26 protein-coding genes are annotated in these 26011 nt (G+C 64.0%); 19 read left to right on the top strand and 7 right to left on the bottom strand.

Annotated features, from left to right (window positions below):
- Positions 1-142: 142 nt before the first annotated feature.
- From EN862_RS19215 to EN862_RS19200, 4 genes are all read left to right on the top strand, one after another.
- Complete coding sequence (locus tag EN862_RS19215; RefSeq protein ID WP_127865518.1) at positions 143-1333, top strand: divergent polysaccharide deacetylase family protein; 1191 nt, start codon at positions 143-145, stop codon at positions 1331-1333.
- A 51-nt stretch (positions 1334-1384) separates the two neighbouring features.
- Positions 1385-1900: an RNA pyrophosphohydrolase gene (locus EN862_RS19210; protein ID WP_127865519.1), complete on the top strand. Its 516-nt coding sequence runs from the start codon at positions 1385-1387 to the stop codon at positions 1898-1900.
- Positions 1901-2102: 202 nt separating this feature from the next.
- On the top strand, positions 2103-3248 hold the full coding sequence (alr, locus tag EN862_RS19205) for an alanine racemase (protein WP_127865520.1): 1146 nt from the start codon (positions 2103-2105) through the stop codon (positions 3246-3248).
- 88 nt (positions 3249-3336) lie between these two features.
- Positions 3337-4599, top strand: coding sequence for a D-amino acid dehydrogenase (locus EN862_RS19200; protein ID WP_127865521.1), 1263 nt, complete (start codon positions 3337-3339; stop codon positions 4597-4599).
- A 65-nt stretch (positions 4600-4664) separates the two neighbouring features.
- Here EN862_RS19200 and EN862_RS19195 read toward each other — a convergent pair whose 3' ends face one another.
- Together EN862_RS19195 and EN862_RS19190 are read right to left on the bottom strand one after the other, a co-directional pair.
- Positions 4665-6827: a phosphatidylserine/phosphatidylglycerophosphate/cardiolipin synthase family protein gene (locus EN862_RS19195; RefSeq protein WP_127865522.1), complete on the bottom strand. Its 2163-nt coding sequence runs from the start codon at positions 6825-6827 to the stop codon at positions 4665-4667.
- A complete protein-coding gene (locus EN862_RS19190; RefSeq protein ID WP_127865523.1) occupies positions 6824-7264 on the bottom strand; it encodes a hypothetical protein in 441 nt (146 codons plus the stop codon). The genes EN862_RS19195 and EN862_RS19190 overlap by 4 nt, the downstream gene beginning before the upstream one ends.
- Positions 7265-7483: 219 nt before the next feature.
- On the opposite strand from EN862_RS19190, the gene EN862_RS19185 reads away from it, so the two are divergent.
- The gene (locus EN862_RS19185) at positions 7484-8056 is read left to right on the top strand and encodes a hypothetical protein (protein ID WP_127865524.1); all 573 of its coding nucleotides are present in this window, start codon (positions 7484-7486) and stop codon (positions 8054-8056) included.
- 374 nt (positions 8057-8430) lie between these two features.
- On the opposite strand, the gene EN862_RS19180 is transcribed toward EN862_RS19185, so the two are convergent.
- Positions 8431-9312 carry a LysR family transcriptional regulator gene (locus EN862_RS19180; RefSeq protein ID WP_127865525.1) on the bottom strand — a complete coding sequence of 294 codons (882 nt, stop codon included), beginning with the start codon at positions 9310-9312 and terminating at the stop codon, positions 8431-8433.
- A 380-nt stretch (positions 9313-9692) separates the two neighbouring features.
- On the opposite strand from EN862_RS19180, the gene EN862_RS19170 reads away from it, so the two are divergent.
- Together EN862_RS19170 and EN862_RS19165 are read left to right on the top strand one after the other, a co-directional pair.
- On the top strand, positions 9693-11189 hold the full coding sequence (locus EN862_RS19170; RefSeq protein ID WP_127865526.1) for a CoA-acylating methylmalonate-semialdehyde dehydrogenase: 1497 nt from the start codon (positions 9693-9695) through the stop codon (positions 11187-11189).
- 378 nt (positions 11190-11567) lie between these two features.
- Positions 11568-11870 carry a hypothetical protein gene (locus EN862_RS19165; protein WP_095816627.1) on the top strand — a complete coding sequence of 101 codons (303 nt, stop codon included), beginning with the start codon at positions 11568-11570 and terminating at the stop codon, positions 11868-11870.
- Positions 11871-11911: 41 nt separating this feature from the next.
- Here EN862_RS19165 and EN862_RS19160 read toward each other — a convergent pair whose 3' ends face one another.
- Both EN862_RS19160 and EN862_RS19155 read right to left on the bottom strand, forming a co-directional pair.
- Positions 11912-12706 carry an SDR family oxidoreductase gene (locus EN862_RS19160; protein WP_127865527.1) on the bottom strand — a complete coding sequence of 265 codons (795 nt, stop codon included), beginning with the start codon at positions 12704-12706 and terminating at the stop codon, positions 11912-11914.
- Positions 12703-13032, bottom strand: a complete 330-nt coding sequence (locus EN862_RS19155; RefSeq protein ID WP_127865528.1) for a nuclear transport factor 2 family protein — start codon at positions 13030-13032, stop codon at positions 12703-12705. The genes EN862_RS19160 and EN862_RS19155 overlap by 4 nt, the downstream gene beginning before the upstream one ends.
- 81 nt (positions 13033-13113) lie before the next feature.
- Between EN862_RS19155 and EN862_RS19150 the strand changes: the two genes are divergently transcribed.
- Entirely contained in the window at positions 13114-13491 is a 378-nt protein-coding gene (locus EN862_RS19150; protein ID WP_127865529.1) for a winged helix-turn-helix transcriptional regulator, read from the top strand.
- A gap of 257 nt (positions 13492-13748) precedes the next feature.
- The gene (locus tag EN862_RS19145; protein WP_127865530.1) at positions 13749-14066 is read left to right on the top strand and encodes a hypothetical protein; all 318 of its coding nucleotides are present in this window, start codon (positions 13749-13751) and stop codon (positions 14064-14066) included.
- A gap of 22 nt (positions 14067-14088) precedes the next feature.
- On the opposite strand, the gene EN862_RS19140 is transcribed toward EN862_RS19145, so the two are convergent.
- A complete protein-coding gene (locus EN862_RS19140) occupies positions 14089-14793 on the bottom strand; it encodes a GntR family transcriptional regulator (protein WP_245519644.1) in 705 nt (234 codons plus the stop codon).
- A 69-nt stretch (positions 14794-14862) separates the two neighbouring features.
- Between EN862_RS19140 and EN862_RS19135 the strand changes: the two genes are divergently transcribed.
- From EN862_RS19135 to EN862_RS19125, 3 genes are read left to right on the top strand one after another with little or no spacing between them, the layout of a single operon-like run.
- Positions 14863-15798: a dihydrodipicolinate synthase family protein gene (locus EN862_RS19135; protein ID WP_127865531.1), complete on the top strand. Its 936-nt coding sequence runs from the start codon at positions 14863-14865 to the stop codon at positions 15796-15798.
- A gap of 14 nt (positions 15799-15812) precedes the next feature.
- A complete protein-coding gene (locus tag EN862_RS19130) occupies positions 15813-17120 on the top strand; it encodes an FAD-binding oxidoreductase (RefSeq protein WP_127865532.1) in 1308 nt (435 codons plus the stop codon).
- 12 nt (positions 17121-17132) lie between these two features.
- Complete coding sequence (locus EN862_RS19125; RefSeq protein ID WP_127865840.1) at positions 17133-18134, top strand: 4-hydroxyproline epimerase; 1002 nt, start codon at positions 17133-17135, stop codon at positions 18132-18134.
- 31 nt (positions 18135-18165) lie between these two features.
- Here EN862_RS19125 and EN862_RS19120 read toward each other — a convergent pair whose 3' ends face one another.
- Positions 18166-19047: a LysR substrate-binding domain-containing protein gene (locus EN862_RS19120; protein ID WP_127865533.1), complete on the bottom strand. Its 882-nt coding sequence runs from the start codon at positions 19045-19047 to the stop codon at positions 18166-18168.
- Positions 19048-19225: 178 nt separating this feature from the next.
- Here EN862_RS19120 and EN862_RS19115 point away from each other — a divergent pair, with 178 nt between their 5' ends.
- From EN862_RS19115 to EN862_RS19085, 7 genes are all read left to right on the top strand, one after another.
- Entirely contained in the window at positions 19226-19612 is a 387-nt protein-coding gene (locus EN862_RS19115; protein ID WP_127865534.1) for an ectoine synthase, read from the top strand.
- Positions 19613-20030: 418 nt separating this feature from the next.
- The gene (locus tag EN862_RS19110; RefSeq protein WP_127865535.1) at positions 20031-20933 is read left to right on the top strand and encodes a branched-chain amino acid ABC transporter permease LivH; all 903 of its coding nucleotides are present in this window, start codon (positions 20031-20033) and stop codon (positions 20931-20933) included.
- 5 nt (positions 20934-20938) lie between these two features.
- Entirely contained in the window at positions 20939-22330 is a 1392-nt protein-coding gene (gene livM / locus EN862_RS19105) for a high-affinity branched-chain amino acid ABC transporter permease LivM (RefSeq protein ID WP_127865536.1), read from the top strand.
- Positions 22330-23481: an ABC transporter ATP-binding protein gene (locus tag EN862_RS19100; protein WP_127865537.1), complete on the top strand. Its 1152-nt coding sequence runs from the start codon at positions 22330-22332 to the stop codon at positions 23479-23481. Before livM ends, EN862_RS19100 begins: the two co-directional genes overlap by 1 nt.
- The gene (locus EN862_RS19095) at positions 23481-24209 is read left to right on the top strand and encodes an ABC transporter ATP-binding protein (protein ID WP_127865538.1); all 729 of its coding nucleotides are present in this window, start codon (positions 23481-23483) and stop codon (positions 24207-24209) included. Before EN862_RS19100 ends, EN862_RS19095 begins: the two co-directional genes overlap by 1 nt.
- A gap of 14 nt (positions 24210-24223) precedes the next feature.
- Positions 24224-24568 (top strand): DUF6867 family protein, encoded by a 345-nt coding sequence (locus tag EN862_RS19090; RefSeq protein WP_127865539.1) that lies wholly within the window; start codon positions 24224-24226, stop codon positions 24566-24568.
- 136 nt (positions 24569-24704) lie between these two features.
- The gene (locus tag EN862_RS19085) at positions 24705-25826 is read left to right on the top strand and encodes a branched-chain amino acid ABC transporter substrate-binding protein (protein ID WP_127865540.1); all 1122 of its coding nucleotides are present in this window, start codon (positions 24705-24707) and stop codon (positions 25824-25826) included.
- Positions 25827-26011: the final 185 nt, after the last annotated feature.

Genomic DNA, 26011 nt, shown 5'->3' with positions numbered 1-26011 from the left:
GCGAGGTTCCGGCAGTTTGATTCGGGGACTGCGGTTGGGGCGCCACGCGTCTGGGGTATCGCGCCTGCGATTGTGAAGTTTACGCGAAATGTCACGAGAACGTGACATTCACCCAGGTGGGCGTGCTTCCGGGGAACTTAACTTGGCAGACATCGGCAAGGACATCGAACGCCCGCTCGGACAGACGCTTCGGCCTCAGCGCAAAGCCTCGCGCGGCATTAGCGGCGGTGCACTTGCCGCGATAGCCGCCGTGCTCGGTGTGATCGGCGTTTCCGGCGCGATCGCGCTGCGCGAGAAGCCGTTCCGTAAACCGCAAGAGGTGGCGGTTTCGACGCCGAAGGTCGTCGCTGCTCCCGCCACACCCGCGCCGGCGCCAGCACCTGCCCCGGTTGCGGCCGCGACGCCGCAGGCCAGCACGCCGATGAAGAGCGGCGGGCCGCAGATCATCCATGTCCAGACCGAGGAGGGCAACGGCCCGCCGAAGGCAGCGATCGTCATCCGCGATCCGTCGACGCTCGGCCAGAACCTCAAGGTCGCGCACATCCCGGACAGGGCGCTGATCGAGGGCAGCGAGACCGGCCCGCTGCCGATGCGCTCGGCCGATGGCAGGCGGCCCTTCGACGTCTATGCGCGGCCGTGGTCGGGCGCGCGCGGCGCGCGGGTGGCGATCGTCATCGGCGGCCTCGCGGTCTCGCAGACCGGCACGCAGGCCGCCATCGCCAAGCTGCCGGCCGAAGTGACGCTGGCCTTCGCGCCGCAAGGCAACAGCATCGGCCGCTGGATGCAGGCGGCGAGGCAGAGCGGGCATGAGATCGTCATGCAGGTGCCGCTCGAGCCGTTCGATTATCCGAACGTCAATCCCGGCCGCAACACGCTGACGGTCTCGGCCAGCCCGGACGAGAACCTGAAGAGCCTGCACTGGGCGCTGTCCAGGACCACGAACTATACCGGAGTCATGAACTATATGGGCGCGCGCTTCTCGGCCGACGCCTCGGCGATGGAACCGTTCATGGCCGAGCTCGGCAAGCGCGGCCTTGCCTATGTCGATGACGGCTCATCCTCGCGCAGCGTGGCGCCCGACCTGGCGCTGAAGGACGGCGTGCCGTTCGTCGCCGGCGACACAGCGATCGACGCGGTGCAGGACCGCGGCGAGATCCTGAAGAAGCTGGACAGCCTGGAAGCGACGGCGCGGGCCAAGGGCTCAGCGGTCGGCATCGGTTCGGCCTTCGACATCACCGTCGACACAGTGACATCCTGGATCGCCGAGGCGAAGAAGCGCGGCATCGAGATCGTGCCGATCTCGGCGGTGGCCATCGATCCGCAAAAGGGCTAACGCTGCTCTTCTCGCCGCAGTCAATCCTCGAGACCGCTGGAACGCTGACCCATGGCCAAGACGATCGATCCCGAAACGCTGCCTTACCGTCCCTGCGTCGGGCTGATGATCCTCAACAGGGCCGGCCTGGTCTGGGTCGGGCACCGCATCGCCGAGCCGGACAGCGAGTTTGCCGGCACCACGCAGCTTTGGCAGATGCCGCAGGGCGGCATCGACAAGGGCGAGGAGCCGGTCGAGGCCGCGGGCCGCGAGCTCTACGAGGAAACCGGCATGCGCAGCGTGTCGCTGCTTGCCGAGGCGCCGCATTGGATCAACTACGATCTGCCGCCGCATCTGGTCGGCGTCGCCTTCAAGGGCCGCTATCGCGGCCAGACGCAGAAATGGTTCGCCTACCGTTTCGAGGGCGACGAAAGCGAGATCGCGATCAATCCGCCGCCCGGCGGCCACACGGCCGAATTCGACGAATGGGCCTGGCGGCCGATGCGGGAGCTGCCCGAGCTGATCGTGCCGTTCAAGCGCAAGGTCTATGAGCAGGTGGTTGCAGCATTCCAGCACCTAGCGAGATGAGTCTGCCGATATTCAGGTGAGTCCGGCCTGTAAATGGCGGCTTGCTGCGCTTCCGGTGCTCACGTACGAAAAGTACGCTCCGCTCCGGTTCTCGGAACCCGTCATTTTCGACTCGGCCTGACCTGAATCTCGACAGACTCAGGGCAGTTGCTGCATCGACGACAGAATTCTATTGATTGTTGATGTAATGATGGGGGTCGCCATGGACGACACCAGCCGCGCTTTGATCGGATCCGCCGCCGGCAACCAGCCGGTGAGCGAGGCGGCCGCCGGCGCGATCCTGACCATCGATCTCGGTGCCATCCGGGAAAACTATCGCCGGCTGAAGGCGCGGCTGGGCGGCGTGCGCTGCGCCGGCGTGCTCAAGGCCGACGGCTATGGGCTTGGCGCCGTCCAAGTGGCCTCGGCGCTGGCGAAAGAGGACTGCGACATCTTCTTCATCGCGCTGCTCGGCGAGGGCATCGCGCTGCGCAAGGCGATCGGGCCCGGACCTGACATCTTCGTGCTGAACGGACTGCCGCCGGGTTCGGAGCCGGAAGCTCTGGCGGCCGGACTTTGCCCGGTCATCAACAGCGTCATGCAGCTGAAGGCCTGGCGCCAGGCCGCGCAGGGCGCAGGCCGGAGCCTGCCTGCCGCCATCCAGGTCGACAGCGGCATGGCCCGGCTCGGCATGGCGCCCGCGGACGTCGAGGCGGTAGCGGGCGAGGCCGGCGCCTTCGATGGCATCGACATCCGGTTCGTGATGAGCCATCTCGCCCGCGCCGACGAGCCGCTTCAGCCGGCAAACGAGAAGCAGCGGCGCGAATTCGAACGGCTGCGCAAGATGCTGCCCGCGGCACCCGCCTCCTTGGCCAATTCGTCCGGCATCTTTCTCGGGCCGGCCTACCACTACGATCTCGCCCGTCCCGGAGCCGCGCTTTATGGCATCAACCCGACGCCCCGCGAACCCAATCCGATGCTGCCGGTCGTAGCGCTGCAGGCCAAGGTGGCGCAGACTCGGCGGGTCGGCGCCGGCACAGGCATCGGCTATGGCCACACCCACCAAGCGGACGGGACGCTCGATCTCGCGACCATCTCGCTGGGCTATGCCGACGGCTGGCACCGGCGCGCCGCTTCGGCCGCCTGGTTCGAGGGCGTGCGTTTGCCCTTTGTTGGGCGCGTTTCGATGGATTCGATCATCATCGACATTTCGGCGCTTCCGGCAGGGCGGCTCGGTGAAGGCGATCTCGTCGAACTGATCGGTCCCTCGCAAAGCGTCGACGACGCGGCCGGCCACGCCGGCACCATCGGCTACGAGATATTGACCAGCCTCGGCGCGCGCTTTCACCGCCGCTACGTCGGCGCCTGACCACGCCTCTTGGCGCGCGCCGCAAAATCCGGCACACAGATGAAACAGCCAAAGCGCCTCGGCGTGCCCGGCCTTTGAGGGAGATAGAATGAAAGTCATCGTGCTGGGCGGCGGCGTGATCGGGGTCACCACCGCCTACTTCCTCACCGAGGCTGGTCATGAGGTGACCGTTTACGACCGCCAGCCGGGGCCGGCGCTCGAAACCAGCTTTGCCAATGCCGGCGAAGTGTCGCCGGGCTATGCCTCGCCCTGGGCCGGGCCAGGCGTTCCGATCAAAGCCGTCAAATGGCTGTTGATGAGATACGGCCCGCTGGTGGTGCGGCCGGCTTTCGACCTGAATATGTGGACCTGGCTCCTCAAGATGCTGCGCAACTGCACGGCCGAGCGCTATGCGCTCAACAAGTCGCGCATGGTGCCGCTGGCCGAATACAGCCGCGACACGCTGAAGGCGCTGCGCGAAGCGACCGGCATCACCTATGACGAACGGACCAAAGGCACGCTGCAGCTCTTCCGCAAGCAGAAGCAGCTCGACGGTACCGGCGGCGACGTCGAGGTGTTGAAGAAATACGGCGTGCCCTATGAGATCCTCGACCGGGACGGCTGTATCGCGGCCGAGCCGGCGCTGGCGGCGGTGCGTGAAAAGTTCGTCGGCGGCCTCAGGCTTCCGGGCGACGAGACCGGCGACTGCAAGATGTTCACCGACAGGCTCGCCGAGCTCTGCGTGGGGCGCGGCGTCACCTTCGAATACGGCTCGACCGTTCGGCGCGTCGTGAGGAACCGCAATCGCCTCACCAATATCCTCACCGATAGCGGATGGAAATCCGCGGACGCCTTCGTGATGGCGATGGGCAGCTATTCGGCGCAATTCATGCGCGAGCTGGGACGGCCGATTCCGGTCTATCCGGTGAAAGGCTATTCGATCACCGTGCCGATCAGCGACGCCGGGGCCGCGCCGATGTCGACCGTCATGGACGAGACCTACAAGGTGGCGATCACCAGGCTTGGCGACCGCATCCGCGTCGGCGGCACGGCGGAGATTTCAGGCTATGATCTTCGCCTGCATGAATCGCGCCGCCGCACGCTCGAACACTCGGTCGGCGATCTTTTCCCGGGAAGCGGCGATCTCAAGGCGGCGAGCTTTTGGTGCGGCCTGCGGCCGATGACGCCGGACGGACCGCCCCTGATCGGGCAAAGCGAGGTCGCCAATCTCTACCTCAACACCGGCCATGGCACGCTCGGCTGGACCATGGCCTGCGGCTCGGCGAAGGTGCTGGCCGACATCATGTCCAACCGGGTGCCCGACGTGAATGCGCGCGACCTCAGCCCGGAGCGCTATCTGAAGCCGATCTAAGTGCGCTGATATTCAGGTGAGGCCGAGCTGCGAATGGCGATCCTGCTCAAGTCGAGCGGTGGCGTTCAAAACGCCTGCCGGACCCAGCTGTCGCTGAACAGCAGCCGGTAGGCCCAGCCGATCGTGACATTGGTGGCGACCGGGCGCGAATGGGCGAGGTAATCGTCATAGACCGGCTTCATGCGGCGGTAGAAAGCCGGATCGAGCACCACCATGCCGTTTTCCGAGTCATGGAAGAAGCTGCGGTTGTTGAGGTTGACCGATGAGATGGCGACCAGCCTCTCGTCGATCATCATGATCTTGGAATGCAGCACGACGTCCGGCGCCTTGAACTCGCGGATGTTGATGCGGTCGCCATATTTCTCGACGAACAGCTTGTTGAGCGCGGTGAGGAACCGGCCGCCGATGTCGCCCTTGAGGTCGATACGGCCGACCACGTCGATCTTCACGCCCCTGGCCAGCGCCCGGTCGAAGGCGCGGGCGATAGCGGGCGTCAGGTTGAGATAGGGATTGACGATCTCGATGCGATGCTCGGCGGTGTCGATCAGTTCAACGAAATAGGCTTCGAGCGCGTGCCCGTCCTCATAGGGTACGGAAATGAAATGCTGCGCCACGCCGTGCGGGGCAGCTACGGAACGAACCGGAATGGAAAACGGCCGCGACAGATTGGTGTCGGCGTCGCGCAGCCAGATGGTCGACAGATGCGCGGCCAGCGTCTCGACGGTCGCCTGGTCGGCAATCTCGATGTCGAAGTCGCTCCAGTTGGAATAGTAGTTCAGCGAGAAGCCGTCGGTCTTGCCGTATTGCTCGAGGTCCGGATAGCGGGTCAGGTCGACCGGTCGGTGGAACAGAAAGCCGTCATGGATGTTGCGGCCGCCGATGATGACGCGCGAGCGTCCAGGCTCTTCGGCCAGTGTCGCCAGCATCTTGACGTGATGGGTCTTGTGCAGCTGCGATATCTGCTCGTCGAACGGCGCACCGTGATCGGCCTGCCAGCGATATTCCTGCAATTCGACATTGGGGAATTCCGAGGCCAGCCGGTGCAGCATGGCGTCGTCCTTCTCGCGCTCCAGCACGTCGGTCACCAGGATGCGCACCTTGGTGCCAAGTGCGGCGTGATGGCGGATCAGCCGCTCCATCACGCGGCCGGAGAAATCCGCCTTGAATTCCAGCGACGACAGGTAGATCAGCCTGAGTTTCGGGGCGTTGGAGAAATCGAGCGGCAGCTCGGGGTCGGCTTTGTCGAGGGCGCTGTCCGGCAGCCTCCTGCCGAGCAGGGCCTCGACCTTGGCGTTGAAGCCGTCGCGCGACTTGCGCAGCAGGGTCGCGCTCCTGAGCGGCAGCGCGCAGGTCTGCGACAGCCAGCGGCTCGCATAAAAGACGCGGTCGAGTTCCTCCATCCCCGCTGGATCGGGCACCGGGCAGCGATCGTAGCGGCTGTCCAGCGCCGTAATCCAGGGATCGGCGGTCTCCTCGCGCAGCAAGGTCAACGGCGCGCCGGCCGGCGCCAGGGTGGAGCCGACGCGCAGATCGCAGCGGGTCAGCGCCTGGTCCGGAAACAGGCTGACGGAGGTTTCGGCGACCGGCAAGCTCAAATGGAATGGCGAGGCCGCGGCGACGGTGATGGATCGACCCGACGCGCGGATCGCGAGCGGGCCGTTGCAGGTGCCGGCGATGTCGACAGGCTGTTGGCCAGCCTGGCGCAGCACGATTTCGACCGAGCGTGCCTGCAGGCCGGAGAAGCTGAAGGTCTTGGGCGCCGAGGGCCGCGCGGCGGCATCGAGATAAAGCGTCTGCCGCGACATGCGCCAGCGGCCGGTGAACCGGCCTTCGCCTGGCTTGCCCGGCGTCGGCGCAAGTTCTGTGTCGTCGAGCGGTCGGGCCAACCGTTGCAGCGCTGGATAGGTCGCATGGAAGGCGCTGTTCTGGACATCGCGCCAGTCGCGGCCGAAGCGGCCGGTGCCGTTGGCGCGGTCGAGCGAATCGAGGCGGCTCTGGGCGAGCAGCGCTTGGAATTCTCTCTCGTAGGCGCTGTTGCCGTCGCTGGCGAAGTAATGCGCCATGGCGATCCCGGCGCCGGTGCTGTCCGCCGAGACCGGCGGGCGGCCGCAGGCGTCGTCGCGCGGAAAGAAGGCGCAGGCCGAATGCCCAGGCATGCCGGCGCAGCCGGCCAGCGCCGTCAGCGCCAGTCCAAGCAATGCCTTGGCGACGGCAGGCTTGACGCTCATCCCGTTGCCCCGTTCATGGCTTTGAGCTGAGCGGGGTCGCGCGGCGGCAGGAAGCCTTGCGGAAAGATCCTGCAGACGGGAAACGCGAAGGTGGCGATCAGCAATTCCGCCTCGTTGCGCATCTTGCGCGGCGCCGTCCTGTCGTCGCGGATCTTCCTGGCGGAGGCCACGAGCGCGCCGTCGCAGTCGCAATGATTGTGCCTAGCAATGTAGCAGGCATCATGGACCCGGCAGGCGGCGTCGAGGCGGTCGACCGGCTTTGCCGACAGATCGCCGGTGCGCGTGCCCGGGCCGCAATAATTGCCGATGACGAAAGGCGAGGGCCGCGACATGGCGTAGAGTACCGGCTTCGGCAGCTCCGCCTCTGGAACCTTCGCCCAGGGATTGGCGCAGTCCGACAGAAAAAGCAGCGGCAGAATGGCAAGAACGGCTCGCATTTTCCCGCCGGCGTTCCGAAGATTGTCCCTCAGAGCGTTTCACCGTTTCACGGCGAACCGCTCTATCTCTTTGTTCTGACGCAATTCCTAGATTGCTCTGGCGCCCCATCATGACATGGCTAGGCGCGCTGGTGCCACAGTGGCTGAATTTGTGGCGGAGGCAAGGCGGCAAGGACCAACTGCCTGTGATAAGGTCGGCGGCAGCGAGGGGACTTTGGAATGCGTCTTTTTCTTTTGGCGGCGGCCGCGTATCTCACCTGCGCCTCGGCTGCACTTGCCGCGGACAAGACCGTTCACGATAGGGAGCACGGCTTTTCGCTGACCTATCCCGAGGAGTGGGCGAGCGAAACCGCCTTTGACAATACCATCCGGCTCAAGGTCAAATCCGGCGAAAAAGGCCTGACCTGCAGGGTGTCGCAAAATGCCTACGATCCGACCGCTCCGGACAATCCGCCTGATGTCAGGGCGTTCATGGAGAAAGACTGGCAGATGAGCAACTGGCAGACCACGGTCGGCGTCGCTTATCGATCGGCCAGCTTCAGCCAGGACAGGCTGGCGCATTTCCCGGACGGCTATCCGGTGCGGATCGCCGACATGGATTTCCACTATGCCGATGAGAACGTCAGTTTCTACGGCCATTCCCGCATCGCGCTGACGCTGCGCAGCTCGCATTACGGCTTTATCGATTGCGGGGTCTCGGCCGACAGCGCCGACGAGGCGGCGCGCAAATGGGCGCCGTTTGCGGATCAGGCCGACAAGATCGTGAGCTCGTTCGTGCTCGACGCGGATTAGGCAAGATTTTCACCGTCCATTTCCATGAAATCAGCGCAGACGCTGGCGATTGGCGGAGGCCTCTCCAACCTCGTCATTCCAGGGCGGAGCAGCCGCGAAGCGGCGTCGCGGAGACCCTGGAATCCATTCCGTGACCGTGACCGTGGAATGCAGCGGAGCAGAATTCTGCACCGCAGCAGCGCTCGAAAGTCGCGGAATGGATCCTCGGGTCTGCGCGCGTCGCTACGCTCCTTGCTCCGCCCGTGGATGACGAGGCCAGACCGTTTCGGCCAATCTCCTAGGCATGCCGCCCGCCAGCACGAACAGAGTCGATCGGCGAAAATCCTTGTGCTGGAAACTGGGTAGGTTCGCTTAAGCGGCCATTAGATCGTGTTCTAGACGAACAAGCCCTTCTCCCGCTCCACCGCCTTGGTGATGAAATTGGCGACGAGCTGGACTCGGCGCAGCGGCCGCACCGATTCATGATAGACCAGCCAGTAGGCGCGGCGGATCGGCGCGACGATGTCGACGGGCACCAGCTCCGGCATCGAACGGGCGACGAAAGTGTGCAGGATGCCGATGCCGGCGCCGGAACGCACCGCTTCGGCCTGGCCGAGCGCCGAGGAGATGGCGAAGCTGGTGCGCCATTCGGGGCTGAACTCGGCGGCATAGTCGAGCGAGGGGCTGACGATGAGGTCCGGCACATAGCCGATCAGCGTGTGCCGGGCGAGTTCCGCTGGCGTTTGGGGCAGGCCGTTGGCCTCGGCATAGGCGCGCGACGCGAACAGCCCCAGCGTGTAGTCGACCAGCTTGCCCGCCACCAGCCGACCTTCGGTCGGCCGCTCGACGGTGATCGCGATATCGGCCTCGCGGCGCGACAGCGAGAAGGAGCGCGGCACCGGCACCAGCTGTATGGTGAGCTCGCGGTGCAAAGCGGTCAGTTCGCCCAGCCGCTTTGCCAGGAAAGCGACGCCGAAGCCGTCGGGCGCGCCGATGCGCACCGTGCCGGACACGTCGTCGCCTTCGCCGGCAATGGTCGAACGCGCGGCGATCATGTCGCCTTCCATGCGCTCGGCTATGTCGAGGAAGCGCTCGCCAGCCGGCGTCAGCTCGCTGCCGGTGGTCAGGCGGCGGAAGAGCTTTGTGCGCAACGCCTCCTCGAGCGCGGCGATGCGGCGCGAAACGGTAGCGTGGTTGAGCTCCAGACGTTTGGCGGCACCCAGGATCTGGCCGGCGCGCGCCACGGCGAGAAAGATGCGGACGTCATCCCAGTTCATGGGGGTGGTCCTTGTGATAACGATCAAGGCCGCGTTCTGTCGCGCCCCCCTCTGTCCTGCCGGACATCTCCCCCACAGGGGGGGAGATCAGATGTCGCGCCGGCTTTCGCCAATCACCAGCGTTGCAGGAGGTGGTGCCGGCGGCAAAGCTGCTAATCTCCCCCCAAGTGGGGGAGATGTCCGGCAGGACAGAGGGGGGCGCGAAGGAACTCAATCTGTGGTCTTTGGGCGGATATCTTTGCGGTGCTGCCATTTGCGACAATTAATGCACACTCCGCCGTCGCTGTCTATTTTCCGCACAACGGTTGCGATCTTCCTCGCGTTGCCATCGCCGCCGCAAAGGCGGACAATGCGCCATCACCAAACAAGGGAGAGAAACGATGATCGAATACGGTCATTTCATCGGCGGCAAGCGTGTCGCCGGCACCAGCGGCCGCAAGCAGGATGTGATGCAGCCGATGGACGGCTCCGTGCGCGGCACCGTGGCGCTGGCCTCGCAGGCGGAATTGCGCGCCGCGGTCGAGAACGCCAAGGCGGCGCAGCCGAAATGGGCCGCCACCAACCCGCAGCGCCGCGTGCGCGTGCTGATGAAGTTTCTCGAACTGGCCCAGCGCGACTATGACGAACTGGCCGACATCCTGGCGCGCGAGCATGGCAAGACCATCGCCGATGCCAAGGGCGACATCCAGCGCGGCCTCGAAGTGGTCGAGGTCTGTATCGGCGCGCCGCATATGATGAAGGGCGAGTTCACCGACGGCGCCGGCCCCGGCATCGACGTCTATTCGATGCGCCAGCCGCTCGGCGTCGTCGCCGGCATCACCCCGTTCAACTTCCCGGCCATGATCCCGCTGTGGAAGATCGCGCCGGCCATCGCCTGCGGCAACGCCTTCATCCTGAAGCCGTCCGAACGCGACCCAGGCGTGCCGCTGCGTATCGCCGAGCTCTTCATCGAGGCCGGCCTGCCCGAGGGCATCCTCAACGTCGTCAACGGCGACAAGGAAGTGGTCGACGCCATCCTCGACGATCCGGACATCAAGGCGATCGGCTTCGTCGGCTCGACGCCGATCGCCCACTACATCTATTCGCGCGGCACCGCCTCGGGCAAGCGCGTGCAGTGCTTCGGCGGCGCCAAGAACCACATGATCATCATGCCCGACGCCGACATGGACCAGACGGTCGATGCGCTGATCGGCGCCGGCTACGGCTCGGCCGGCGAGCGCTGCATGGCGATCTCGGTGGCGGTCCCGGTCGGCAACGACACCGCCAACCGGCTGATGGAAAAGCTGGTGCCGCGCGTGGAAAGCCTGAAGGTCGGCCCGTCGACGGATTCTTCCGCCGACTTCGGTCCGCTGGTGACGGCACAGGCGCTGGAGCGCGTGAAGGGTTACGTCGATATCGGCGTCAAGGAAGGCGCCAAGCTCGTCGTCGACGGCCGCGGCTTCAAGATGCAGGGCTATGAGAACGGCTACTATATGGGCGGCTGCCTGTTCGACAACGTCACCGCCGACATGCGCATCTACAAGGAAGAAATCTTCGGGCCGGTGCTCTCGGTGGTGCGTGCGCCGCGCTACGAGGATGCCATCAAGCTCGCCAATGACCACGAGATGGGCAACGGCGTCGCCATCTTCACTCGCGACGGCGACGCAGCCCGTGACTTCGCCTCGCGCGTTCAGGTCGGCATGGTCGGCGTCAACGTGCCGATCCCGGTTCCGATCGCCTACTACACCTTCGGCGGCTGGAAGGCGTCGTCCTTCGGCGACCTCAACCAGCACGGCCCGGACGCGTTCCGCTTCTACACCAAGACCAAGACGGTTACCTCGCGCTGGCCGTCCGGCATCAAGGACGGCGCCGAGTTCGTCATCCCGACGATGAACTAGCCGGACGGTTTTCTTGTTTGCGCGTCCTCGCCTTCGGCTGCGGGCGCGCGGGCGGGCGTCAAGGACGGCGCGGAATTCGTCATCCCGACGATGAACTAGCCGGACGGTTTTCTAAGAGACTTAGAGGAAGCGCGGTGCAAACCGCGCTTCTTTTTTGTGCAGCTTCGACCTCTCGCTTTTTCGGCCCCGTGTCCAACCCAGGTGCCTGATTCCAAGAACGGGACGTCGAGAGCGTATCCGCACCTCCTAAAATTCCATCGCCGTGTGATGGAACCAACAGACCGGTATCCGTCTTAGCCTGTATTCCTGCCATGCGTGCAGGCAATCAAACAGCGCCGGTGGCAGCCGGGGTACTCGTCTGGCGCGAGGAGGTGTCAGGTGACACGATTTGTTGTGGCGGCAATGTTAGCGACGGCGGCGATCACCCTTGGAGCCGCCCCGGCAAGCGCGGCGGCGCAATGCGCGGCGCGCGCCGACATCATCAAGGCGCTGGGCGACAAATTCCACGAAACCGAGGCCGGGCGCGGGCTGATCAATCCGAACGTCGTGCTTGAGATCTTCGTCTCGGATCAGGGCAGCTGGACAGTGCTGGCCTCGGATACCAAGGGCCAGAGCTGCGTGCTCTCCGTCGGCGAGGGATGGGACAGCCCGACGATCACCGCGTCGCTGCCGGGGACCTAGCGAAGGCTCCCCCGCAGCGAGGTCTGATGGCAAGACGCCGTTCAGACCGTCGGGATCGTGCCGCCGTCGATGACGTATTCGGCGCCATGGATTGCCGATGCGCGATCCGAAACCAGAAAGGCGACCAACTCGGCGATCTCTTGCGGCCATGCCGGCCGGCCGATGGGGATGCCGCCAAGCGCATCCATGATGCTCTGACGCGCGGCTTCCTCGTCCGACCCAGCATGAGCGGCCAAACGCTTGACCATGGCTTCCGATGCCGTGGTGTGAATCCAGCCTGGCGCTACGGCGTTGACGCGGATGCCTTTGGGGCCGAGTTCCTTGGATAGTGCCTTGCTGTAGGTCGAGAGCGCAGCCTTTGCCGCCGCATAGGCGATGGTGGATTCGTGCAAGGGCAGGCGGCGCTGGATCGACGAAATGTGAACGATCGCGCCCGATCCCCGCTTGATCATCTCGGGAACAAGCAATCGGTCGAGCCTTACCGCCGCAAGCAGATTGAGGTTGAGTTCATCCTGCCAGATCCGGTCGGACAGCGCCGCAAATCCGCCGCCCGGGCTTTTCGAACCGCCGACGCTGTGAATGACGATGTCGATGCCGCCAAGTCCGTCGATAGTGGCGGCGGCGACCTTTGCCGCGCCGTCGAGAGTGGCGACGTCAGCTTGCACGAAGAGTTCCGCCGGTGATCCGGCGTCGGGCGAACGGGCGGTCGTCGCGACCCTTGCACCTGCCGCGGCAAGCCGGCGAACGATAGCTTCGCCTGCGCCCTTGGTGCCGCCGGTCACCAGCACGCGCTTGCCCCGGAGGTCATCGGTGGCGAGTGTCTGCCGGATGGTCATAGGCCAATCTCCAGTTTCGCGATCCGGTCGCCGCCCAGCGTGAAATTGTAGTGGAGCGTTATCGGACTGCCGGGGAAATCTCCGGAGACGATACCGGCGATCCGCCATGCGTTGGCTGTGACACTGGCCTCCTTCACCTCGACTTTCGCGTGATATTTGTCGGTCGTGCTTTGCATCCAAAGACGGATCGCTTCGGTTCCGCGATGGGTCTCGCCTTCGTCCTTGACGATGGCGTCCAGCGTGAAAGGCGCGAGCATCGCGCCGATGTCGTGGCGGTTGCTAGCGACGAAGTAATCTGCCAGCGGCGGAGGAAGGGTCACAGTCACGGTTTGTCTCCGATTGGATGCGGCCCGTCCGTGGGAGGGGGGCGGCTGTTGTCGGCCGCTAAGATGAGGTATGCTGTGGAAATGACAAGAACCGACGAAAAAGTAAGGTACTTACCCGAAAGTAAGCCTGAGGCTCTGACGCCTTCATCCGCGGCGATCGGCGTCGAGAACGTGCTGCGCATTCTTGAAGGTCGGTGGAAGCTGGTGATCCTGTTTCATCTGTTCGGCGGCAAGGTGCTGCGCTTCTCCGACCTCGAGCGGGCCATTCCCGCGATCTCGCAAAAGATGCTGATCCAGCAACTCAGGCAGATGGAAGCCGACGGCATCGTCCGCCGCATCGTCCATCACCAGGTGCCGCCGAAGGTCGAATACTGTCTGACCGACTGGGGTCAGGCACTGTGCCCGGCTCTCGATGCCCTGTTGAAGTGGGCGGCTCGGAAGGAGGCTGCCGAAGGCTGACCGATCGCCTCACCGCGACTTGGCCGCGGTGACACTAAGGGGTTGTCGGCGGCGATGGCCAGCGGTTCGTGGAGCGCTTGTTTACGGTGCGACGCTTCACCATATCGAATCCAGGGAGTGATGATCTCCCCAGGACAGACCGGAAACCAGAAGGAGTGACGTGATGAAGACGTCGAATCCGGCCTGGAGCCTTCCGGCACACTGAGGCGGCCGTATGTGCCTCCCTTGCCGGAATGCGAAGGCGAAGGAGGTGCCCCATGGCACGCGAATTTTCGTTTCGATGGGTCAAGCTTGCAACCGTTGGCGCCCTGATGGCGCTGCCGGCTGTTCCGGCGTGGGCGCAAGTCATCTGCGGCCACCATGACTATCTGGTCGCGAGGCTGGCGGAAGCATTCGAGGAGAAGCGGCTGGGCTATGGCGTGGCCGGCCAAGCCGCCATCTTCGAGGTGTTCGTCTCGGCAAGCGGAACCTGGACCATCCTGATGACCGACGTCAAAGGCCAGAGCTGCATCCTGGCCGCCGGCGAGGGGTGGGAGGATACGCTGGCGACCGCGGTCGGGCAGCCGGGCGGCTGACCTCGAGCAGGTACTGCCCTGCTCAACGCGTGGCGGCCACCTCGGCGTGGGAGCGCAGCAGCGCCATCAGTTTCTTGGCGTCCTTGGCGGCGCCTTCCTCGTCGCCGTCGAGGACCGAGCGGATCAGCGCGACATGGTGCTCGGCCGATTCGGCGAGGCCGGTGTCGGCCTTGTAGCGGAACCAGAAGCGGCGGCTGTGGCTCTGCAAGGGGGCGGCCACACGCGCCGCGAAGGGGTTGTCGGCGGCGATGGCCAGCGCTTCGTCGAGCGCCTTGTCGGCCTGGATGAAGGCAAGCACGTTGCCCGAGATCACCGCCTTCTGCATCGCCAGAGCCGCCTCGTGAAACAGGTCTGCGGCCTCGCGTGTGACGAAGCGGGCGGCCGAGCGGGCGAGCACGACCTCGATGCCGCGCCGCGCATCCAGCACCCGCAGCCAGTCGCCGGCGTGAAGCGGCGCGACCGCGATGCCGGCGCGGGGCCTGATGTCGAGAAGCCCTTCCCAGGCCAGCCGCTGGATTGCCTCGCGCACCGGGGTGCGTCCGAGACCCAGGCGATCGATCAGCGCGCCTTCCGTGACGAAGCTCGACGGCGCCAGCTCGAGCGTGACGATCATGTGCTCCAGCGCGCGGTAGGCCTTGGTTGCGGCCGGCTCGAAAGGGGCGTTCGCCTCAGCGGATATCAGCGGGGAGATCAACGGCAGGCTCCTGATATATTTTTCATATATCATAACGGATTCAGCGTTGACACGCCAATTCTTAATAGATATACGACTGATATATCAGCGGAGAAACAGATCATGTGGATCGGAGTTTTCCCAGCCGTCACGACCAAATTCACCGCCGACGACGGCCTCGACCATGCCGAGATGGAGCGCTGCTACGGGCTGCAGATGGACGCCGGCTGCGACGGCATCATCGTCTGCGGTTCGCTGGGCGAAGGCCCCATGTTGTCGCCTGACGAGAAGATAGAGGTGCTGAAGACGGCGCGGAAAGTGGCTGGCAAGAAGCCGGTGCTTTTGTCCGTCAATGAGCCCGGCACCCGCGAGGCGGCGAGCATCGCGCGCCGCGCCGCCAAGGAAGGCGCCGACGGCCTGATGGTGGTGCCGAGCCCGATCTACCACACCGACCGGCAAGAGACGGTCGCCGCCCTTCGCGCGGTGGCCGAGGCGGGCGACCTGCCGGTGATGATCTACTCCAACCGGCTCGCCTATCGCGTCGACGTCACCGTCGACCTGATGGAGGAGCTGGCGTCGGACAAGCGCTTCGTCGCCATCAAGGAATCCTCCGACGACATCCGCCGCTCGACCGAGATCATCAACCGGCTCGGCGACCGCTATGACCTCTTCACCGGCGTCGACAATCTCGCCTTCGAGGCGCTGTCGGTGGGCGCCATCGGCTGGGTCGCCGGCCTGGTCACCGCTTTCCCGCGCGAGACCGTCGCGATCTACCAGCTGATGAGAGAGGGCCGTCGCGAAGAAGCGCTGGCGATCTACCGCTGGTTCCGGCCCTTGCTCGACCTCGATGTCTCGACCTATCTGGTCCAAAACATCAAGCTTGCCGAAGTGCTGGCGATTGGTACCAATGACCGCGTGCGCATGCCGCGCCAACCGCTGTCGGGCGAACGCCGCAAGGCGGTCGAGAAGGTTGTGCGGGATGCGCTGGCGGTGCGGCCGACGCTGCCGTCGCTCCAGACGTCTCCTCGATCGACGGACAGGCTGGTGGCGGCCGAATAAGGGACAGCCTTCACGTGCAGGAAAATTCGGAGGACGGGCGCCGCCCCTCATCCGCCCTTCGGGCACCTTCTCGCCGTGAACGGGGAGAAGGAGAAGACATCGCCATTGTCGGTGGCGGCATCATCGGCATCTGCGCCGCGGCCCTCCTGTCCGAGGCGGGGCGCAGCGTCACCGTCTTCGACCGTACCGGCATCTGTGAGGAGACGAGCTCCGGCAATGCCGCCGCCTTCGCCTTCTCCGACGTGCTGCCGCTGGCGCATAAGGGGATGATCCGGCAATTGCCGAAATGGCTCGCCGATCCGCTCGGGCCGTTGGCCATTCCGCCGGCCTATCTGCCGAAGCTCCTGCCCTGGCTGATCCGCTTCTGGCGGGCGGGCGCGGCGAAGCATTACGAAGCGAGCCTGGCGGCGCAGGTGGGCATAATGAGGCTCGCCGAAGCCGAATGGATGGGGTTGCTCGACCGCTCCGGCACGCGGCCGATGCTGCGCGAGGACGGCTCGCTGGAATTCTATGAGAGCGAGGCGGAGTTCCGCGCCTCGCTGCCCGGCTGGGCCGAGCGCCAGCGTTTCGGCATCGGCTTCCGCCATGTCGAAGGCGAGGAGATGGCCGCGCTCCAGCCAGGTCTTTCGCCGCGCTTCGTCAAGGGCACCTTCGTGCCGGGCTGGAAGACGGTCGCCGATCCGAAGCTGCTCGGCAAGGCGGTCTGGGCCTATGCGGAAAAGCTTGGCGCCCGTTTCGAGCATGCGCGGGTCGAACGCGTAGAGGCAGGTGCGAACGGCGCCACGATCGTGCTGGCCAATGGCACCAGGCGAAAGGCAGGGAAGCTTGTGATTGCCGGCGGCGCCTGGTCGCATCTCCTGGCAAAGAATCTCGGCGACCGCATCCCGCTCGAAACCGAGCGCGGCTACAACACGACGCTGCCGGCGTCGGCCTTCGATGTGAAGCGGCAGCTGATCTTTTCCGGACACGGCTTCGTCATCACGCCGCTGCAAACAGGCCTGCGCGTCGGCGGCGCCGTCGAGCTCGGCGGCATCGAGCGGCCGCCCAATTTCGCCCGTTCCAAAGCGATGCTGGAGAAAGCAAAACGTTTCCTCCCCGGGCTCGATCCGTCGGGCGGCCGCGAGTGGATGGGTTACCGCCCGTCGCTGCCGGACTCGCTGCCGGTGATCGGCGCGGCGCGCGCGCCGAACGTCTACTATGCTTTCGGCCACGGCCATCTCGGCCTGACCCAGTCGGCGGCGACCGGCAGCTTGATCCGCGATCTCGTTCTCGGGCAGACTCCGCCGCTCGATCTCACCCCTTTCCGCCCAGGGCGTTTCTGAAAAGAGAGTATGATGGCCAAAAAAACCTTCACCTGCATCGACGGCCACACCTGCGGCAATCCGGTGCGTCTTGTCGCCGGCGGCGGGCCCTTGCTCGAGGGCTCGACGATGATGGAGCGGCGGGCGCATTTTTTGGCCGAATATGACTGGATCCGCACCGGGCTGATGTTCGAGCCGCGCGGCCATGACGTGATGTCGGGCTCGATCCTCTATCCGCCGACGCGCGAGGACTGCGACATCGCCATCCTGTTCATCGAGACGTCGGGCTGCCTGCCGATGTGCGGCCACGGCACGATCGGCACGGTCACTTTTGCCATCGAGCATGGGCTGGTGAAGCCGAAGACGCCGGGCGTGCTCAGGCTCGACACGCCGGCCGGCCTGGTCATCGCCGAATACAAACAGGTCGGTGAATATGTCGAGGAGGTGCGCATCACCAACGTGCCCTCCTTCCTCTATGCCGCAGGCCTGACCGTCGAATGCCCGGTGCTCGGCGAGATCAGCGTCGACGTCGCCTATGGCGGCAATTTCTACGCCATCGTCGAGCCGCAGAAGAACTATCAGGACATGGCCGATTACACGGCCGGCGACCTCATCGCCTGGAGTCCAGTCGTGCGGCAGCGCCTCAACGAGAAATATTCCTTCGTGCATCCGGAGAATCCCGGCATCAACCGGCTCTCGCACATGCTGTGGACGGGCAAGCCGAGGAACGCGGAGGCCGATGCGCGCAACGCCGTGTTCTACGGCGACAAGGCGATCGATCGCTCGCCCTGCGGCACCGGCACCTCGGCGCGGATGGCGCAGCTCCACGCCAAGGGCAAGCTCAAGGTGGGCGACAGCTTCGTGCATGAATCGATCATCGGCTCGCTGTTCAAGGGCAGGGTCGAAAAAGAGGTTTCCGTTGCCGGCAAGCCGGCGATCATTCCCTCGATCGGCGGCTGGGCACGGATGACAGGGTTGAACACCATCTTCATCGACGACCGCGATCCGTTCGCGCACGGCTTCATCGTGACGTGATCGTCAGCGGGAATATCCTGCCGCCTCGCGGTCAGGCCTCGGTTTTGATCGAAACCTGATCGCGGAACCATTCGGCGAACTTGGACTCGGCAGACGAGGGTTGCGCCGACATCGTCAGGAAATAACCCTTGTCGTCGTCGGTCGAAATATCGGAGAGGACGACGAGGTCGCCGCGCCTGAGCTCCTCGCGAAACACCTCGACCGGGCACAATGCCACGCCGTGGCCGGCAATGACCGCCGTCGCCAGTATGTTGAAATCGGCAAAAACCGGGCCGCTGCCGACATCGCGCCCTTCGATCCTGGCCTTGGAAAACCATTCCTGCCAGCCCTGGCGTGTCTCGTCATGCAACAGGTCGGCTGCCCCGATGGCCGCCACCGTTTCCAGCCGCCCCTTGCGCGCGAGGTAGTGCGGGCTGCAGGCAGGCCGGCTTATGCGGGAAAACAGCTTGAGGCTCGTGACATGCGGCGAGGGATCGGCGCCGAGCGTGATCAGGATGTCGTTGTCGTCTTCGAGCCGGTCTTCGGCCTTGGCGTAGGCTACACGGATCGCGATCTCGGGATGGCGCGCGGTGAAATCCGACAGGCGCGGCACCAGCCAGCGGCTGGCGATGGAGGGAATGCAACCCACCGACAGCGATGCCTGGGCGGCGTTTCTGCGAATGCGGCGGCAGGTCGCGCTCAGCTCCGTCAGCGCCGCGCTGGCGGACGCCTGCAGGATCAGCCCGGCCTCGGTCAGGCGCACCTTTCGGGCGTCGCGATGAAACAATGCGACGCCAAGCCATTCCTCCAAGCGCCTGATCTGGTGGCTGATGGCAGGGTGGGTGACATGCAGTTCCTCGCCGGCCGCGGAGAAACTGAGATGGCGAGCGGTCGCCTCAAAGGCCCGGATCGCATTCAGTGGCAGATAGTCCATCTGTAAAATTCTCTAACAGAAAAAGCCAAAATCCGTCATTTGAAGCACGATTCGACTTGAGTCATTGATCTTAGCCAGCGGCACAAAATCTAACTGGGCGAGACCAAAAAGTCGATGCCTGCCGCCGAATTCGACGCGCGCTGCCGCTTCTCAAACCTCATCTCATGGAAAGACAACGATGTTCACCAGACAATTGGCCGATGTAGAAAAAACTGACTTCTTCGTCGATTGGGGCAATGGCACCAGCCATCGGCTGCTGACGAGCCAAGACGGCATGGGCTTCACCATATGTCACACGGTGGTGCGCGCCGGCAGCGAATCGCGACTGCAGTACCGGCGGCACCTGGAGGCCTGCTACTGCATCTCCGGCAGCGGCGAGGTCGAGGACATGAGCGGCACCGTTCATCGCGTCGAGCCGGGCACGGTCTACGTGCTCGATGCCCATGACGACCATTTCCTGCGCGCCGACAGCGCCGGCGACATGGTGCTGGTGAGCGTCTTCAATCCGCCGCTCAAAGGCACCGAAAAGCACAGTCTCAATGGAGAAGGAGGCTCTGCTTACTGAGACCTCGCTTCAAGGTTTTCCGATGTGGCGTGGCGCCCTCGGCCAAAGGGCGCCGCACCGTCACATGCTCGTCACAGATGACGGAATCCTGACCTAACGGAAGGCGCGGTGGCAGGAAACCGGGCGCTTCGGTTGGCGCAAGGATTCTTCTCATCAACTTATTTTGACGCCGATTTCTTCGACGGGAGGCCCATCATGAGGTTGAATCGTCAAAGACATTGCGTTGTGCCAATGCTAGGGTCCGCGATAGTCCAGGGGTCGGGTGTGAAAAAACGGGCAATCGGACGGCGTGCTTCCAAACCACGCAGAGCGATTGAAAAATCACGTTGCAATCCGGGCTCGAAACTTTACGACTAGGGGAAATACGAAAAGGAGTGCGATCCGGAAACGGGCGACATTCCAGGGGAGCCGCATAAATATGCAGTACTTCGTCCAGCAGCTTATCAATGGGCTGACGCTGGGATCTATCTATGGGCTGATCGCGATCGGCTACACGATGGTCTACGGCATCATCGGCATGATCAATTTCGCCCATGGCGACATTTTCATGGTCGGCGCCTTCACCGCCCTCATCGTCTTTCTGATCCTCGGCGCGCTGTTCTATTCGGTGCCGATCGTGGTGGCGCTTCTGATCATGATGATCGTGGCGATGCTTCTGACCAGCCTCTACAACTGGACGATCGAGAAGGTGGCCTACCGGCCGCTGCGCGGTTCGTTCCGGCTGGCGCCGCTGATCACCGCCATCGGCATGTCGATCGCGCTGTCCAACTTCGTGCAGGTCACCCAGGGTCCGCGCAACAAGCCGATCCCGCCGCTGGTCAGCCAGGTTTACACGATCGACGGCATCAGCATCTCGCTGAAGCAGATCATCATCGTGATCGTCACCATCATACTGCTGGCAGTCTTCTGGTACCTCGTCAATCGAACGGCGCTCGGCCGCGCCCAGCGCGCCTGCGAGCAGGATCGCAAGATGGCGGCGCTGCTCGGCATCGATGTCGACCGCACCATCTCCATCACCTTCATCATGGGCGCGGCCCTTGCCGCCGTCGCGGGCACGCTATTCCTGATGTATTACGGCGTCGTGGTGTTCTCGGACGGCTTCGTGCCGGGCGTGAAAGCCTTTACGGCGGCCGTGCTCGGCGGCATCGGCTCGCTTCCCGGCGCGGTGCTCGGCGGGCTGTTGATCGGCTTCATCGAGAGCATGTGGTCGGCCTATTTCTCGATCGACTACAAGGACGTCGCCGCCTTCTCGATCCTGGCGATCGTGCTCATCTTCCTGCCCTCCGGCATCCTGGGCCGGCCTGAAGTCGAAAAGGTCTGATCCTCATGGCCGCTACTGTGTCCCCGGAGCGCGACGTCGTCGCCCCTCCCATCCAGCGCGCTTTTCGCGAAGGGCTCTATGCTGGCGCCATCGCGCTTGGCCTGTTCGTTCTGTTTATCGGCCTCAGGACCGACCAGAACATCAGCAACGAACTGATCCTGGTGCAGCGCTGGCTGCTGCTTGCCCTGGTGGTTATCGCAACCGCCGTCGGCCGCTTCCTCTACGTCGGCTACGCGCAGCCGGCGATGGAGCGGGCCAAGGCCGAAAAGGCCAAGGCGCCAGCGGTCGTGGCGGAACCTGGTTTCGTGCGCCGGAACTTCAACAAGATCGGCATCGTCGTGTTGCTGCTTTATCCGATCGCGATGGTGCTCGCTTTCGGCTTCCAGGGTTCGCTTAAATGGGTCGACAATTTCGGCATCCAGATCTTGATCTATGTGATGCTGGCCTGGGGCTTGAACATCGTTGTCGGCCTCGCCGGCCTGCTCGATCTCGGCTACGTCGCCTTCTATGCCGTCGGCGCCTATGCCTATGCGCTGCTCGGCACGCATTTCGGGCTGTCATTCTGGATCCTGCTGCCAGCCGCCGGCTGCATGGCCGCCTTCTGGGGCGTCATGCTCGGTTTCCCGGTGCTCAGGTTGCGCGGCGACTATCTGGCGATCGTGACGTTGGCGTTCGGGGAGATCATAAGGCTGGTGATCATCAACTGGCGCGAAGTAACCAACGGCTCGGCCGGCATTTCCGGCATTCCGAAAGTCTCATTCTTCGGGCTGATGTCGTTCAACGTGTCTGACCCGAATTACATCGCCAAGGTGCTGCACATCGCCCAGTCGGGCGCCTACTACAAGATCTTCCTCTATTATCTGATCCTGGCGCTTTGCTTCCTCACCGCCTTCGTCACCATCAGGCTTCGCCGCCTGCCGGTGGGCCGCGCTTGGGAGGCGCTGCGCGAGGATGAAATCGCCTGCCGCTCGCTCGGCATCAACACCACCACCACAAAGCTGACGGCCTTTGCCACCGGCGCCATGTTCGGCGGCTTTGCCGGCTCGTTCTTTGCCGCCCGGCAAGGCTTCGTCAGTCCTGAATCCTTCGTCTTCCTGGAATCGGCGATCATCCTCGCCATCGTCGTGCTCGGCGGTATGGGTTCGCTGGGCGGCATCGCGGTAGCGGCACTGGTGATGATCGGCGGCACCGAGATCCTGCGCGAGCTCGGCTTCCTCAAGGTCGTGTTCGGCCCCGACTTCACGCCGGAGCTTTACCGCATGCTTTTGTTCGGCATGGCCATGGTCATCGTCATGCTGTGGAAGCCGCGCGGCTTCGTCGGCAGTCGAGAACCGACAGCCTTCCTCAAGGAGCGAAGAGCGGTCTCAGGGTCCTTCACCAAGGAGGGCCACGGCTGATGAACACGACTCCTTCTTCGAGCGACTTCATCCTGCAGGTCGAGCATCTGTCGATGAAGTTCGGCGGCCTGGTCGCCATCGGCGACCTGTCGTTCCAGGCCAGGCGCGGCGAGATCACCGCGCTGATCGGCCCGAACGGCGCCGGCAAGACAACGGTGTTCAACTGCATCACCGGCTTCTACAAGCCTACCGAGGGCATGATCACGCTCAACAAACGTGACGGCTCGACCTACCTCTTGGAGCGCCTGCCCAATCACGAGATCCCGGCACGCGCCAACGTCGCTCGCACCTTCCAGAACATCCGCCTGTTCTCGGGCATGACGCTGCTCGAAAACCTGCTGGTGGCCCAGCACAACAAGCTGATGAAGGCCTCGGGCTACACCTTCCTTGGCCTGTTCGGCTTTCCGAGCTATCGCCAGGCCTCGGCCGAATCGATCGAGCTGGCCAGGCATTGGCTGGAAAAGGCCGATCTCGTCGACCGCGCCGACGACCCGGCGGGCGACCTGCCCTATGGCGCGCAGCGACGTCTGGAGATCGCGCGCGCCATGTGCACCGGTCCCGAGCTTCTGTGCCTCGACGAGCCGGCCGCCGGTCTCAATCCGAGAGAGTCGGCGGCGCTCAACGAACTCTTGATGGACATCAAAAACAGCACGTCGATCCTGCTGATCGAGCACGACATGTCGGTGGTCATGCAGATCTCCGACCATGTCGTCGTGCTCGAATACGGCCGCAAGATCTCCGACGGCAGTCCGCAGACGGTCCGCACCGACCCGCGCGTCATCGCCGCCTATCTCGGCGTCGACGACGAGGAAGTGCAGGAAGTGCTCGTCGAAGTCGGCGACGAGGATGTCATCGAGCAGCTCGATACGGGCCCTGACTCAGCGCATGGCCCTGGCAATTCCGCTTCGATGATGGCGGGACCGGTTTCCGATACGTTCGAACACGCTGACGAGGGCGAACGGGTCACGGTGTCGAAGGGCGCTTCGAAAGCGGCGCAGGTCGATGCGCGCGCCGCGTCAATCGCCAGAAAGCCCCAACCGGCAGCCAAACCGGCCGCGAAATCCAGCACTGCGAAAGCGGCGCCGAAGAAGCCGGCCGCCAAGGAAACAGCGGCCAAGCCCACAGCGGGCAAGCCTGGAGGGCGCAAATAATGGCCGGCACAACGCTGCTCGATATCAAGGGCGTCGAGACCTATTACGGCAACATCCGGGCGCTCAATGGCGTCAACGTGCAGGTCAACCAGGGTGAGATCGTGGCGCTGATTGGCGCCAACGGCGCCGGCAAGTCGACATTGATGATGACCATTTTTGGAGCTCCGCGCGCTCGCGCGGGCACCATCACCTTCGCCGGCACCGATATCACCCAGATGCCGACACATGAGATCGCCCGCCTGCGCGTTGCCCAGTCGCCGGAAGGACGCCGCATTTTTCCGCGCATGACGGTGATGGAAAACCTGCAGATGGGCGCCAGCCTCGATAACCTCAAGCATTACGACGAGGACGTCGAGAAGGTGTTCGCACTGTTCCCGCGACTGAAGGAACGCATCGGCCAACGCGGCGGCACGCTATCGGGCGGCGAACAGCAGATGCTGTCGATCGGCCGCGCGCTGATGGCGCGGCCGAAGCTTCTATTGCTCGACGAGCCGTCGCTGGGTCTCGCACCGTTGATCGTCAAGCAGATCTTCGACGCCATCCGCGAATTGAATAAGTCGCAAGGGTTGACCGTGTTCCTGGTCGAGCAGAACGCCTTTGGCGCGCTCAAGCTCGCCACGCGCGGCTATGTCATGGTCAACGGCAATGTGACGATGAGCGGCACCGGCAAGGAACTGCTCGCCAATCCGGAAGTGCGCGCCGCCTATCTCGAAGGCGGACATCACTAAGAGGAGTCTTCACCATGGGCATTATCTACGAAGAAGCCTCGATCTGGCAGTTCCTGTTCGTCACCTGCCTGCTTGGCGGCTGGGCGGCGTGGATGACCGGCAAGGCCGCCGCTCAGACCTGGAGCAGCCACGTTCAGCTGTTCTTCTATATGCTCGGTCTCGGCATAGGCATCCGGTTCATCCATCACGCGCTGTTCGACGGCACGATGTTCTCACTGCATTACTATCTCGTCGACACCATCGTGCTGATGATCCTTGGCTTCCTGGGCTATCAATACACGCGCACCAACCAAATGGTCACACAGTATAACTGGCTCTACGAAAGAGCTTCCTTGTTAAGCTGGAAGCCGAAAGGTTGACGTTCACCATTACGCCGCTTCAGGGACGAATCGGCGTGACAAGTGCCTGAAAATCGGCATTCTATGCTTTCTGCGATAAGGGTGGGCATCGCATGAAAGTATCATCCACGCCCACTCCGTAAATGGGAGCGTTTCAATGAAAAAATCACTCTTGTCCGCCGTTGCGCTGACCGCGTTCATCGCGTTCAGCGGCAGCGCGTGGGCCGCTGACATCCTGCTCGGCGTCGCCGGTCCGATCACCGGCCCGAACGCCGCCTTCGGCGCACAGCTGCAGAAGGGCGCCGAGCAGGCGGTCGCCGACATCAACGCGGCGGGTGGCGTCAATGGCCAGCAGCTCAAGATCGAGATCGGTGACGACGTCTCCGATCCCAAGCAGGGCATCTCGGTCGCCAACAAGTTCGTCGCCGACGGCGTCAAGTTCGTCGACGGCCACTTCAATTCGGGCGTGACCATTCCGGCTTCGGAAGTCTATGCCGAAAACGGCATCCTCGTCATGACTCCGTCGGCAACCAATCCGAAGCTTACCGAGCGCGGCCTGTGGAACACGTTCCGCACCTGCGGTCGCGACGACCAGCAGGGCAAGGTGGCCGGCGACTACATCGCCAAGAACTTCAAGGACGCCAAGATCGCCATCGTCCACGACAAGACGCCTTATGGGCAGGGTCTTGCCGACGAGACCAAGAAGAACCTCAATGCCAACGGCATCAAGGAAGTGATGTATGAAGGCATCAATGTCGGCGACAAGGACTTCTCGGCCCTCATCGCCAAGATGAAGGAAAACAATGTCAACCTGATCTACTGGGGTGGCCTGCACACCGAAGCCGGCCTGATCATCCGTCAGACGGCCGACCAGGGCTTGAAGGCGCCGATGTTCTCGGGCGATGGCATCGTTTCCAACGAACTGGCCTCGATCGCGGGCGACGCGGTTGCCGGCACGCTCAACACCTTCGCTCCGGATCCGCGCAAGAATCCGGACGCCAAGGAAGTCGTGGAGAAGTTCCGCGCCGCCGGCTTCGAGCCGGAAGCCTACACGCTCTACTCCTATGCCGCCGTGCAGATCATCGCCCAGGCCATCGCCAAGGTCGGTTCGGCCGACGATGCGCAGAAGGTTGCCGAAGTGATCAAGTCCGGCGGTCCGTGGAAGACGGTTATTGGCGAGATCGGCTACGACGCCAAGGGCGACATCACCCGTCCCGACTACGTCATCTACGAATGGAAGAAGGGTGACGACGGCAAGTACAGCTACTTCGAGAAATAAGCCGGCAAATAGAAGCCGACTTGCAATGGATGCCCGGCCCTTGCGCCGGGCATCTTCGTTTGCGCGGCCGCGGCCGGCCGGAAACTCCACCCGGCGGCTCGGAACGCGCTCTGGCCGCCCACGGCGGACCGGCGGAGGGGCGGTAACGACGCGTCTGCCGCAAACAAGCGAGTTAAATCGTTTTA

This window comes from Mesorhizobium sp. M2E.F.Ca.ET.219.01.1.1, from assembly GCF_004016445.2.
In the GTDB taxonomy this organism is placed as follows: Bacteria; Pseudomonadota; Alphaproteobacteria; order Rhizobiales; family Rhizobiaceae; genus Mesorhizobium.
Note: the sequence above shows the minus strand (reverse complement) of the source record. Positions and strands in the feature narration are given on the sequence as shown.